9 protein-coding genes are annotated in these 13,275 nt (G+C 68.1%); 7 read left to right on the plus strand and 2 right to left on the minus strand.

Annotated features, from left to right (window positions below; genetic code table 11):
- Positions 1–387: 387 nt before the first annotated feature.
- A complete protein-coding gene (locus tag ACFPMG_RS15525; protein WP_376996001.1) occupies positions 388–1,812 on the minus strand; it encodes an aminotransferase-like domain-containing protein in 1,425 nt (474 codons plus the stop codon).
- 267 nt (positions 1,813–2,079) lie between these two features.
- On the opposite strand from ACFPMG_RS15525, the gene dctP reads away from it, so the two are divergent.
- From dctP to eutC, 7 genes are all read left to right on the plus strand, one after another.
- Entirely contained in the window at positions 2,080–3,045 is a 966-nt protein-coding gene (gene dctP / locus ACFPMG_RS15530) for a TRAP transporter substrate-binding protein DctP (RefSeq protein WP_376996002.1), read from the plus strand.
- Between the two features lie 62 nt (positions 3,046–3,107).
- Positions 3,108–3,560, plus strand: a complete 453-nt coding sequence (locus ACFPMG_RS15535; RefSeq protein WP_376996003.1) for a TRAP transporter small permease — start codon at positions 3,108–3,110, stop codon at positions 3,558–3,560.
- Positions 3,561–3,653: 93 nt separating this feature from the next.
- Positions 3,654–4,943, plus strand: a complete 1,290-nt coding sequence (locus ACFPMG_RS15540; RefSeq protein ID WP_376996005.1) for a TRAP transporter large permease — start codon at positions 3,654–3,656, stop codon at positions 4,941–4,943.
- A 64-nt stretch (positions 4,944–5,007) separates the two neighbouring features.
- Complete coding sequence (locus ACFPMG_RS15545) at positions 5,008–5,991, plus strand: dipeptidase (RefSeq protein ID WP_376996006.1); 984 nt, start codon at positions 5,008–5,010, stop codon at positions 5,989–5,991.
- Between the two features lie 47 nt (positions 5,992–6,038).
- Positions 6,039–7,280: an NAD(P)/FAD-dependent oxidoreductase gene (locus ACFPMG_RS15550; protein WP_376996007.1), complete on the plus strand. Its 1,242-nt coding sequence runs from the start codon at positions 6,039–6,041 to the stop codon at positions 7,278–7,280.
- 28 nt (positions 7,281–7,308) lie between these two features.
- The gene (locus ACFPMG_RS15555) at positions 7,309–8,712 is read left to right on the plus strand and encodes an ethanolamine ammonia-lyase subunit EutB (protein ID WP_376996008.1); all 1,404 of its coding nucleotides are present in this window, start codon (positions 7,309–7,311) and stop codon (positions 8,710–8,712) included.
- The gene (eutC, locus tag ACFPMG_RS15560; protein WP_376996009.1) at positions 8,709–9,503 is read left to right on the plus strand and encodes an ethanolamine ammonia-lyase subunit EutC; all 795 of its coding nucleotides are present in this window, start codon (positions 8,709–8,711) and stop codon (positions 9,501–9,503) included. The genes ACFPMG_RS15555 and eutC overlap by 4 nt, the downstream gene beginning before the upstream one ends.
- Positions 9,504–9,741: 238 nt before the next feature.
- Here eutC and ACFPMG_RS15565 read toward each other — a convergent pair whose 3' ends face one another.
- A complete protein-coding gene (locus tag ACFPMG_RS15565; protein WP_376996010.1) occupies positions 9,742–13,191 on the minus strand; it encodes a DEAD/DEAH box helicase in 3,450 nt (1,149 codons plus the stop codon).
- Between the last annotated feature and the right edge of the window lie 84 nt (positions 13,192–13,275).

Here is a 13,275-nt window from a genome sequence, read left to right on the forward strand (position 1 = left end):
CGAGCCCCGCATCGCCCCCTCGCTGGCTGCATTCTCCACGACCGTAGAGAATCACGACAGGCCGGCAGGCAACAGACCTTTTTCCGCGTCCTGTTAGTGCGATCCCGTACGGAGTCCAAGATGCTCCATCCAAGGTCCCCGCTGCCGGTAAGCTCTTGTACCGCTGGCGGGGACGCCGTTGCCATGAAGCTGCGCGAGCAGCCGGCGCTGCGCGCGCGGAGTATCAGCATAGCGCGCGAGCCATCGGGCATCGAGATACTCGCCGATCAGCCTGTGGATCGGTTTCGCGCGTCCGACGCCGACGCTGCCGCCCATTTACGAACCCACGTCCCGCGCCCAACACTTCCGCGACGATGTGGCCTGCGACCCTTCCACAACGGGATCTCGCTATTCCGGTTTACGCACCAGGGTCGCGATCAAGGAGAGGGCAATGTCCCACTCGGTATCGCTGCGGGCCGAACCCTTGTAAATGCGGATGCCATTGCTCGGCTTGGTCTTGCCGATCATGAAGACATCCGACGACACCACGCCGATGCCCCGCTCATAGAGCATTTCGGCAATGGCCGTGGAATCCTGGCTGGAGTCGAGATCCAGCCAGAGAAACAGGCTTTCCGGATCGCTCTTCGCCAAAGCGCTGCCGAAATGGGTCAGCGCCAGGCCGTGACGCGTCGTCAGCTGTTGACGCAGCGCGCCGACGAACTCGAGGTGCTTCTTCTGCTCCAGCAGGTTCTGCACCAGCGTGAGCGAGATGACGTCGGTCATCCAGATGCTGCCGCGAAGCGCCGAGGCGATCGCCGCTCCGTACCGTTCGGGAAAGGCCACGAATCCGCAGCGGTTGCCGGGCGCGATCACCTTGGACAGCGACGAGATGTGGAAACACCCTTCCGGATAGAGTGACCACAGGCTGGGCAGCCGGTTCGACGCCAGCGGCCGGAACAGGTCGTCCTCGACGATCAGCAGGGAGTTGCGGCGGGCGATGTCCACGATGGCCTGACGCCGCTCCAGCGGCATGGTGACGGTGGTCGGGTTGGCCAGCGTCGGCACCAGGAAGATGGCCTTGACCCGCGGGTCGCCGACCAGCCGGGCAAGGCTGTCGGGAATCATCCCGTGCTCGTCCGTGTCGACCGGGATCAGCCCCAACCCCAGCACCTGCGCGGCGGCCTTCACGCCCTGATAGACCAGACGCGGCACCAGGATCGAATCGCCGGCGGACAGCACGCTGGCCAGCACCACCAGGATGGCGTGCTGGGCGCCGGCGGTCACCGCGACCTGATTGGGCGTGGCGCTGACCCCCCAGGACAGCAGCCACTCCACCGCCAGACGGCGGTTGTGGTTGCTGCCGAAAGCTGAATGATACTCCTGCAGACGCGCCAGATCGTCGGGGTGGCTGGCGATCTGGCGCAGCAGGCTGCCGATGAACTCCTGGTAGCCCGGCACGCTCAGCTTGTGGACCGACAGGTCGATGGCCGGCGGCAGGCGCGGCTGATCATAGGACGGGGCGGCGTGGTTCAGGTCCCGTCCGCGCACCGCCGTGCCCCGCCCCGCCTCCGCCGAGATCACCCCGCGCTTCTTCAGCAGGTTGAAGGCCTTGGTGATGGTCGTCAGGTTGACGTCCAGGGAGCGCGCCAGTTCGCGGTGCGACGGCAGCGCCTGTCCGGGCGACAACTGCCCGCTGGCGACCTGCGCCGACAGGGCGGTGGCGATGCGCACGTAGATCGGGCTGTCGCGGTCGAGTTCGGCCATCGTGGCCTTCAGCGTTGCGAGAGCGCGCGCGTCGATGCCGCTCCGCCGGTCGCGGCTGTTCAGTGCCATTGTCCTTCCCATGATCGCCTGTCGCGTCCCCTGCCGCCTGGGGCGCAGGGGCGTCGACCTTTGGGCCTCACCATACATTGCCGGGTGCGTACGCTTCAAGTGTATGGCGAGTGGCGTGATTTTTCGTAATACGGACGTTGACTGTATGGCGTACAGTATGACAGGCTTGCATACGGCTGCAGGACAGCCGCTTCCATCGGATGCTCATCGAGGAGGGTTGATATGCGTCTCTGCAAATCGGCATGCACTGCGCTTCTGGCGGCTGGCATGGCCTTGTCCGCCCTGCCGGCCGCGGCGGAAACCACCCTCCGGCTGCACTCGGTCTGGGTCGAAAGCCGCCCCGTCGCCGAGTACCTGAATTACTTCTCGAAGAAGGTGGAGGAACACTCCAAGGGCGATCTCAAGATCCAGGTGTTCCATGGCGGGTCGCTGGGCATCAAGGACGCCGACATCCTGCGCGTCCTGCCGTCGGGCGCGGTGGACATGTCGGCGCTGTATCCCGAATATGTGGCGCGCGACGAGCCGGAACTGGCCGTGGCCTATGTCCAGGGCTCCATCGAGGCGGTGGACGACCAGCTCAAGGCCGTGCCGGCCATCCAGGCCATCTACGCGCCCGTGTTCGAGAAATGGGGCATCACCACGCTGGGCGCCGTGCAGGTCCCCGAGCGCGGCGTCCATGTCTTCTGCAAGACTCCGGTCCGCAGCCTGGAGGACCTGAAGTCCAAGAAGATCCGCGTCTGGGGCCGCCATCAGGTCGAAACCTTCAAGAAGCTGGGCATCGCCGCGCAGATCATCGGGCAGAACGACATGTACGTCGCCCTGCAGACCGGCGTCGTCGATTGCGCCACCTACATGGGCAGCATCGCCACCACCATCTCGCTCCAGGAGGTGACGCCCTACGCCGCCTATCTCCAGCCGCACGCCGGGGTGCCGATCAACCTGCTGATCTCGACCAAGCGCTTCCAGGCCCTGGCCCCCGCCCAGCAGGAGGCGCTGCGCGCCGCCGCCGCCGACGTGCTGGCCTACACGAACGAGGAGTTCACCAAGGGCAAGCGGGAGGAGGCCGGACTGAAGAAGCTGGCCGACGCCGGCGGCAAGATGCTGGAGCCCTTCTCCGACGCCGATCAGGCGGCCTTCATCACGGCCGCGCGCGCGACCTGGAAAGAGATGTCCGAACAGGTCGGGCCGAAGGCCGTCGCCAACATGAACGCCATCCTCGACGCCGTGAAGTAGCCGGTCGGCACGCCGCCGGCCGCGCGGCGGCGTGCCATGCACGGACAAGAGGGGGACATGGCATGGACAATTCCATATCGAATTTGTTGAAGAACATCGGAGCCGGCATCATCGCCTGCTTCATCGCGCTGGTGATCGTGGCGACGCTCAATCGCTATGTTCTCGGCGTCCCGCTCGATTTCTCCGATGAGTTCGTCGGACTGCTGTTCGCGACCTCCAGCTTCATCTCGATCGTCACCTCCGACCTCGACCGGGAACACATCACGGTGCAGATCGTGACCAGCCGGTTGTCTCCCGCCTTGCAGCGGCTGTGCCGGCTGGCCGGCGACGTGGCGACGATCCTGTTCTTCGTCATCATTCTGGTCGAAGGCTACAAGTTCGCCGCCTTCTCCTGGCAGATTTCCGCCCGCTCCGAGAACGCCGCCCTGCCGGTGGCTCCATGGATGTTCGGCATCCCGGTGATGGCGCTGTCGATGATCGTCCTGCGCGTCCTGCGCCTGCTGAAGCGCGCCTGATCCGCCGTCTGGCCCGTCGCCCGGCCTCGGCCGCGCGACCGCTTTCACCACCCGCGCCCGAGCGGGCGATATCAAGAATTTGGAGTGAGCGACATGGTATGGCTCGTCATGGGCGTGAGTCTGGCCGTCATGCTCCTCGCCGGGTTTCCCATCGGCGTGGCGCTGGGGCTGACCGGTTTTCTGATCCTGGAACTGTTCGTCGGCGGCGCCCTGCAGCTGGGAATCACCGCCGGCTGGAACGCCTTCAACAGTTTTACCCTCAGCGCGGTCCCGGCCTTCATCGTGCTGGGCGAGGTCCTGCTGGCCAGCGGGCTCGGCGCCCGCATCTATTCGGCGGTGTCGCCGCTGTTCCGCCGGGTGCCCGGCGGCCTGATGCACACCAACGTGGCGGTCGGCACGCTGTTCGGCGCGGTCAGCGGCACCAGCCTCGCCACCGCCGCCGCCGTCGGATCGGTCGCCTACCCGCAGCTCATCCAGCGCGGCTACCCGGCGAAGAGCGTGGTCGGCATCCTGGCCGCCTCGGGCACGCTGGGGATCATCATCCCGCCCAGCCTGATCCTGATCATCTACGGCGCCACCATGGACGTGTCGATCGGCAAGCTGTTCCTGGCGGGCCTGATTCCCGGCTTCCTGCTGGCGGCAATGTTCATGGGGCTGGTCGCCGTCCGCGCCCGCCTCTCGCCCGGCTGGCTGCCCGACGACCGCGAAGCGGTGTCGCTGGCGGTCATCCTGCGGTCGCTGGTCGATCTCTGGCCGCTGGCCATCCTGATGTTCGCGGTGCTGGGGACCATCTACATGGGCATCGCCACCCCGACCGAGGCGGCGTCCCTGGGGGTGGTCGCCGCCATCGCGCTCGGCTTCACCGTCGGCGAGCTGACGATGAAGGGGCTGCTGCACGCGCTCATCGCGGCGGTGCGCGGTTTCGGCGCCATCGCGCTGATCTTCCTGGGAGCGTCCATCCTGTCGCAGGCCATCAGCATCCTGGGGTTGCCCGCCCAGCTCGCCCAGACCATGGGCGCGATGGCCATCGGCAAGTACGAGCTGCTGCTCGGCATCGTCCTGCTCTATCTGGTCCTCGGCTGCCTGTTCGACGGCATCTCGATCATGCTGATGACCCTGCCGTTGACCTTCCCGCTGATGATGAACGTCGGCTTCGACCCGGTCTGGTACGGCATCGTCGTCACCGTCCTGATCGAGATCGGGATGATCACCCCGCCGGTCGGCATCAACCTGTTCGTCCTGGTGTCGCTGACCAAAGGCGCGGTCAACATCACCGAGGCGGCGTGGGAGGCCATCCCCTACTGGCTGCTGATGCTGGCGGCCATCGCGCTCTTCACCCTCTTCCCCGGCATCGTCACCGGTCTGCCGAACGTCTTCTACTGACCCCCTCCCCTTGACGTGGCGCGCCCCGGCGCGCCTCCCATCCGCAATCACATCCGAGGCCATCATGCCCGACAGCATCGCCGACGTCCGTCACGAGGACCTGATCGTCACCGACTCCCTTCTCGTCTGCAACTTCGACCGCGGCATCTTCGAGGCGATGCGGACGGCGGGCATCACCGCCGCCAACTGCACCTGCAGCGTCTGGGAAGGCTTCCAGGACACCATGAAGAACGTGGGCCACTGGAAGCGCATGTTCCGCGAGCACGGCGACATCATCACCCAGATCCGCAGCGTCGAGGACATCCGCAAGGCCAAGGCCGACGGCAAGGTCGGCATCATCCTGGGCTGGCAGAACACGTCGGGCATCGACGACAACATCGACTATCTCGAACTCTACGCCGAATTGGGCGTGAAGATCATCCAGCTCACCTACAACACCCAGAATCTCGTCGGGGCCGGCTGCTACGAGGGCAAGGACGCCGGGCTGACCGGTTTCGGGCGCGACGTGGTAGCGGAGATGAACCGGCTGGGCATCCTGGTCGATCTGTCCCACGTGTCGGAACGGACGGCGACCGAAGCGATCGAGGCGTCGGTGAAGCCGGTGGCCTACACCCACTGCTGCCCGCGCGCCCTGAAGGACCACCCGCGCAACAAGTCCGACGACACCCTGCGCAGCGTGGCGCAGCGCGGCGGCTATGTCGGCGTCACCATCTTCCCGCCCTTCCTGCCCAAGGGCACCGCCTCCACCATCGACGACTTTATCGACGTGGTCGACTACATGGTCGGCGTCTGCGGCGAGGAGCATGTCGGCATCGGCACCGACATGTCGCAGGGCCAGCCCTGGTCCTTCCAGGAATGGGTGATGCACGACAAGGGCAACGGGCGCCGCCTGACCACCTTCGGCGAGCTGGTCTTCCCCAAGGGCATCGAGCGCATTGAGGACTATCCCAACCTGACCGCCGCCATGGTCCGCAAGGGCTGGTCGTCCGGAAAGATCGAGCGGGTCATGGGTGGCAACTGGCTGCGGCTGCTGCGCGACGTCTGGTGAACCGCCGGTCCGTTCCATCCGATCCACGCTGAAGGAGCACACCCGCCATGGCCACAGTCGCCGTCATCGGCGCCGGTTTCGTCGGTCTGTCCTCGGCCTACTGGCTGATGCGCGACGGGCATTCCGTCACGCTGTTCGACCCCGCGGGTCCGGCAGGCGGCGCCTCCTACGGCAACGCCGGGACCTTCGCCAACTACGCCTGCATCCCGGTCAACAACCCGTCGGTCTTCCGGGATTTCCACCGCTACCTGCTGGCCGCCGACAGCCCCTTCCGGCTGCGCGCCTCCTACCTGCCGCGGCTCATGCCCTGGCTGGCGCGCTTCCTCTGGCACTCCACCCCGGCCCGCTACGAGGCAGCGGTGGCCGCGCTCGGGCAGCTCCTTGGCCGCGCCTACGAGGGCTACGCCGACCTGATCCGCGACGCCGGGCTGGAGGACCGGATCCGTCGCCGCGAATGCCTCTATCTCTATTCCAGCGAGCGCTCCTTCCGGAACAGCGCGGACTCCCTGAGGCTGCGCCGCGAGGCCGGCGTAGCCTGCGAGGTTCTGGACGCTTCGACCATCCGGGGGCTGGAGCCGGCGCTGGCGCCGATCTTCGCCCACGGCGTGCTGTTCCCCGGAAGCTGGCATCTGAGCGACCCGGCGGGCTTCCTCACCGCGCTGCACGGCTGGCTGGCCGGGCGCGGCCTGCGGACCGAGGCCCGCGCCGTCACGCGGCTGGCCCCCGGCGGTTCCGGCGTCGTCCTCGTCACACCGGACGGCGATGAGCGTTTCGACCATGCCGTGGTGGCCGCCGGCATCCATTCCCGGCCGCTGGCCGCCGACTGCGGCGACCGCCTGCCGCTGGACACCGAGCGCGGCTATCACGTCACCTTCGGCGGGGTGATCGACCCGATCGGGCGGCCCTGCGGCTGGGCCGAGCGCGGGCTCTACATGACCCCCATGGCCCAGGGACTGAGGGTGGCTGGCACGGTGGAGCTGGCCGGGCTCGATCCCCGCAAGGCGTCCGGCCTGACGGAACTGCTGGCCCGCTCGGCCCGCGAGGCCCTGCCCGCCCTGAAGCAGCCGGGCGTCCGCCAGACCGACGACTGGCTGGGCTTCCGCCCGACCTTCCCCGACGGGTTGCCGGTGCTCGGCCGGTCGCGGACCAGCGAGCGTGTGCTCTACGCCTTCGGCCACCAGCATGTCGGGCTGACGCTCGGCGGGCTGAGCGGCATGGTGGTGGCGGATCTGCTGGCCAGCCGCCAGCCGCCGCTCGACCTGACGGCGGTCGATCCCCGCCGATTCTGAACCGTCTCCCATTCGCCGGAGAGCCCGTATGCCCTACACCACCTCGCTCGGCGGCACCCGCTGGAGCTTCCCCCATCTGCGCGACGTGCTGGCCAAGGCGTCGCCCGCCCGCTCGGGGGACGAGCTGGCCGGGCTGGCCGCCGGAAGCGCGCTGGAGCGCCACGCCGCCCAGCGCGTCCTGGCCGACATTCCGTTGGGCGACTTCCTGACCACCGACCTCGTGCCCTACGAGGAGGACGAGGTCACCCGCCTGATCCACGACCGGCGGGACGCGGCGGCCCTCGCCCCCGTCGCGTCGCTGACCGTCGGGGAGTTCCGGGACTGGCTGCTCTCGGACGCCGCCGACCGCGACGGTTTGGCCGCGCTCGCCGACGGTCTGACGCCGGAGATGGTGGCGGGCGTGTCCAAGCTCATGCGGGCGCAGGACCTGATGGCGGTGGCGGCCAAATGCGAGAATCCCGTGGCCTTCCGCAACAGCCTGGGGCTGGCCGGACGGCTGTCCACGCGGCTGCAGCCCAACCACCCGACCGACGACAGCCGCGGCATCGCCGCCAGCCTGCTCGACGGGCTGCTGATGGGAAGCGGCGACGCGGTGCTCGGCGTCAACCCGGTCACCGACAGCGTGGAGGACTACGGCCGCATCGTCCGCTTGCTGGACGAGTTGCGCGTCCGGCTGGACATCCCGACCCAGACCTGCTGCCTTGGTCACGTCACCACCGCCATCCGGGCGATCGAGGGCGGGGCGCCGGTGGACCTCGTGTTCCAGTCCATCGCCGGATCGGAGAAGGCCAACCGCGGCTTCGGCGTTTCCCTGGCCGTGCTGCGCGAGGCGCAGGAGGCCGCGCTGTCTTTGAAACGCGGCACGGTGGGCGACCATGCGATGTATTTCGAGACGGGCCAGGGAGCCGCTTTGTCCGCCGACGCCCATCACGGCGTCGACCAGCAGACCATGGAAACCCGCGCCTACGCCGTCGCCCGCGCCTTCCGGCCGCTGCTGGTCAACACCGTGGTCGGCTTCATCGGCCCCGAATACCTCTACGACGGCAAGCAGATCATCCGGGCCGGGCTTGAGGACCATTTCTGCGGCAAGCTGCTGGGCCTGCCGATGGGGGTGGACGTCTGCTACACCAACCACGCCGAGGCCGACCAGGACGACATGGACACGCTGTTCGCGGTGCTGACCCTGGCGGGCGTCACCTTCGTCATCACGGTGCCCGGCTCCGACGACATCATGCTGAACTACCAGAGCCTGTCGCATCACGACGCCCTGACGGTCCGCCGCCTGACCGGACGCCCGCCAGCCCCGGAATTCGAGGACTGGGCGCGCCGGGTCGGGCTGCTGGACGAGCGGAACGCTTGGCGGCCCGTCCCGATGGAGACGCCGCTGCTGGAGGCGGTCCGGTCGTTCGCCGCGCTGGAGGCACCGCGATGACCAAGAGCGACGACAAGATGCCGAGCATTGTCCCGGCTCCAGGAGACATCCATCCGTTGCGCCGCTTCACCGACGCCCGGGTGGCGTTGGGCCGGGCCGGCACCTCACTGCCCACGCGGGCTCATCTGGATTTCCTCCATGACCATGCCCGCGCCCGCGACGCCGTGTGGGCGGCCCCCGATCTTGAGGGACTGCGCCGTCGGTTGGAAGCCGTCGGGATGCCGGTCGTTCGGTTGCGGAGCGCCGCCCCCGACCGGGCCACCTATCTGCGCCGCCCCGACCTGGGCCGCCGGCTCGACAACAAGGACGCCGCCCGGCTGCGCAGGTTGGTGGTGCCGGATAGCGTGGACAGGGAACGCCCCCGCGTGGGCATCGTGGTGGCCGATGGGCTGTCGGCTATGGCGATTGACGTCAACGCCGCCCCGGTTGTCATCGGCCTTGAGCAGGCATTGCGTGACCAAAGGTTGGAACTCGCCCCGGTGGCACTGGTGGAACAAGGCAGGGTCGCCGTCGGCGACGCTGTCGGCGAGGCGTTGGGGCTGGCGCTGGTGATCGTACTGATCGGTGAGCGCCCAGGGCTTTCGGCGGCCGATTCCCTCGGCTGCTACGTCACCTGGGCGCCGCGGCCCGGCACTCCGGACTCGGCCCGCAGTTGCATTTCCAATATTCGACTGGGCGGGCTGGTCCCGGAGCAGGCCGTCGCGTGCATCGCCGATCTGGCTCGGGACATTTGGCGGACGCGAGTCAGCGGTATCGCGCTTGCTGCCGCCATTGGTCAGCGCCTTGAGTAGTGTTACCTATCCACAGATGAGGGCTGGTTGTCCCTGGCCGTCATCCTCGACCTGCTCAGCCGCAAGGCGGTCGGCTGGGACAACGCGTCCCGGGAGAGCGGGTTCGGAACGGCCAAGTCCGAGCTTGCCCACCGGCAGCGCTACCCAACACGCGAGGCCGCCAAACGGGACCTGTTCGCCGGCTCGGAAGGCTACGACAATCGCCAGCCGCACAGAGCGGTCGCTCTTCTCTCGGTCGTCAGGCTCCTCCCAAGGGCTGAAACAGCAGTTCGATGTCCTCCGCGGTGAGTATTGCGCCCGCATCGGCCTCGGGATCGAACAAACCGTCGGCCAGGGCCTGCTTGCGTGCCTGCAGCGTCAGGATCGCCTCCTCCACCGTGCCGGCGGCCATCAGCTTGTAGACGAACACCGTCTTGTCCTGGCCGATGCGATGCGCCCGATCCATCGCTTGGCGCTCCACCGCCGGGTTCCACCAGGGATCGTACAGGATCACCGTGTCGGCGGCGGTCAGGTTCAACCCGGTGCCTCCCGCCTTCAGGCTGATCAGGAACACCTGGACCTCCCCGGCCTGGAAGCGGTTCACCGGTGTCTCGCGGTCGCGCGTCTGCCCCGTCAGCTTGACGTAGGCGATCCCCCGCCGGAGCATCTCATCCTCGATCAGGCCGAGCATGCTGGTGAACTGCGAGAACAGCAGCACCCGCCGGCCTTCGGCGACCAGCTCGGGCAGCATGTCCATCAGCCGCTCGAGCTTGGCCGAGCCTTTGACCTTGGCCGCGCCCTCCACCTTGAGCAGGCGTGGATCACAGCAGGCTTGGCGTAGCTTGAGCAGCGCGTCCAGGATCATGATGTGGCTGCGCGCCAGCCCCTTGGCCATGATCGCGGCCCGCACCTTGGCATCCATCGCCACCCGGATGCTCTCGTAGAGATCGCGCTGTGCTCCGTCCAGCTCGATCGTCTCGACGATCTCCGTCTTTTCCGGCAGCTCGGCCGCCACCTCCGCCTTGGTCCGGCGCAGCAAGAACGGGCGGACCCGCCGGGCCAGCAACCGGCGTCTCTCCTCGTCCCCCTGCTTCTCGATGGGCGTGCGGAACACCCGCTTGAACCGGCGGTGATCCCCGAGCAGCCCGGGGCTCAGGAAGTGGAACAGCGACCACAGCTCCTCCAGATTGTTCTCCATCGGTGTGCCGGTCAGGCACACCCGGTGCCGCGCCCGCAGTTGCAACGCCGCCAGTGTCGCTTGCGCCTTGGGGTTCTTGATCGCCTGCGCCTCGTCGAGCAGCACGACGTGCCAGTCCTGGGCGAGCAGCGCCTCCTTGTCGCGGGCCAGCAGCGGATAGGTGGTCAGCACCAGGTCGTGCTCGGCCGCCCGGCCGAACTCGGCCTTGCGACCGCTGCCATGCAGCGTCAGCACCGACAGGTCAGGCGCAAAGCGCGCCGCCTCGCGCCGCCAGTTGGCCATCAGGCTGGTCGGCGCCACCACCAGGCAGGGCCGGTCCAGACGCCCCGCCCCCTTTTCGGTGAGCACGTGCGCCAGAGCCTGCACGGTCTTGCCCAGCCCCATGTCGTCGGCCAGAATGCCGCCGAGATCGATGGCGCGCAGGAACTGCAGCCAGTTCAGGCCGTGTTGCTGATAGGGCCGCAGATCGGCGCGCAGCCCACCCGGCGGCGGCACCGGGGGGATGCCGTCGGCCTCACGCAAGCGTCGCCCGACCTCCAGCAGACGGGAAGCGCCCAGCCAGCGCAAGCCGGTGGCGGCTGCCGCGGCCTCCAGTTCGGCCAGTTCGGCCAAGCGGGCTTTGGAGAGGCGAATGGTCCCATCCTCGTCGATGCCACCGACGCGGTAGAGATCGTACAGCGCGGCCAGCAACGGCCGGACCCGGTCAACCGGCAGCGGCAGCACACGGCCATCCTCCAGCGGCGTGAACAGCACCGACCCGGCCTCCTCCAGCTCGTCCAGCACGCTGAGATCACCGTTCTCGGGCAGGGCACGCAACAGGGGCAGAAGCGCCGGCGCCAGGTCGACCCGCTCGCCTTCGACCGTGACGCCCAAGGACAACCCGAACCAGTCGATGCCCGAACCGCCCTCCGCGACCTCGGCGATCCAATCGTCCTCCGGTTCGGCCAGGCGCAGCGGAAAGGCATCGTCGAGGTCGATGCGCCAGCCCTCGGCCCGCAGCCCCGGGGCGTCACAGTGCAGGAAATTCAGAATCGGCCCCAGTGGCCCGGCCAGCCAGTGGACGTCCTCGTCATCCGGCAGCAGCACCAGATCGCCCGGCTCCCCGACCGGCACGCCGTCCATGGTGACGTGATCCACCGGGCGGAAGCCCAACGCAGCCAGACGCCGCACCGCCGCGGCTTCGTCGTCCCTCTGGCGGGGAACAACCACCAGCTTCCCCTCCTCCACCATCGTCAGTTCCTCGCTGGGATCTCCGGCCACCACAAGAGCCCCGTCATAGTCGAAGGTTAACCGCGCCACCGGCACCCCCGTCGACAACGCCTCGTCATCGTCGTCCTCGAACAAGCCGTCGTCCTCATCGTAGAAGGACGAAGCAAACAGCATGTTTTCGTCCAATTGACCGAAAGAAATGCACAGGCATGGTCCGGGAGCGACGTCCTTGACCACAGTCTCGCCAAAGCCCGCCGGCTGCAGCGCCGGCCGGTCAGGCAGGCGGCGGCCGAGCTCGCGGCGCAGCCAGTCGGCCTGGTCCGGCGGCACCGGCGGTGCATTGGTCAGAACCGCCGCGAGTTGCGGAGGAAGGTCGGTGGCGATCGGCCCGCACGCACCGGACCGGCTGTCCAGATACCAGGGCGGCGTCAGTGGCAGCGTAACGTCGGCAGGCTCATCCACTGCGAAAACCAAGCGCTGGGTTCCGTCGCTTTCGGCGAGCCAGGTCGGCTGCCCGGACCGCGGCGTTCCCAGTGTGAGGGCCGGGCCGTTGATTTTCTGCCAGCGGGCCCGGCCCGTGTTCAGAATGCGCTCGAACAGGGCAAGGCCCGTGTCGCCGACGAGCGGGTAAACGGTGTGCGGAAAATAGGGACCATGCAGGGCCCACAAGGAGCGCAGCACGAACAGGTCGCTTGGCCGCAGATACGCCGAGGGAATGCCGGCGTTCACCACGTTGCCGGCGCGCATGGGTGAGGCGGTGGCGCTCAGGCCACCGTTCTTGAGCAACTGGACGGACATGGCTTCAACGGTCAGGCTGCGGCCGTGCTTCTCCGCCGGCGCGACGTTCAGCACATACAACACCCGACGCCGAATGGTGTCCGGATACGCTTCCGGATCGGCCACTGCGGCCGCCTGGTCGAGCGTGGCAAGCCAAGCCGCCAGGGGCGGTTCGGAATGCGGCCGTTGTCCGCCCCTCACCGCCGGCACGGCCTTGGACCGCGCCAGGGCCTCGAGCAGCAATGCGACGACATGCTTGCAGTCGTATCCCACCGGGCAGGAGCAGGAGCCGACGAGCCGAGGCGCGGTTCCTCCCCAGGCGCGCCCTGACCCGGATGGAGGGGGGACGTGGACGGTAACGCTGTATGGCCGCCGGGCGGTGCCTTGCACCTGACCGCGGAGCAGTTGGCCGTCCGGGCTGACCTCGAGCGTGAGGACCCGGCCGTCGCGCTGATAAGCTTGGCCCTTGGTCATCTGCCCGGGGTTGAAGCTGCGCTGGAGATCGGCAATCGTGAAGAGAAGCATGGCGGCCGTGTGGAACGTGTCGGTGCGCGAAAGGCAGCCCTCTGGGACCGCCCCCTGGGACCGCCCTCTGGGACCGCCCTCCGG

This window comes from Azospirillum himalayense (assembly GCF_042657465.1).
Taxonomy (GTDB): Bacteria; Pseudomonadota; Alphaproteobacteria; order Azospirillales; family Azospirillaceae; genus Azospirillum; species Azospirillum himalayense.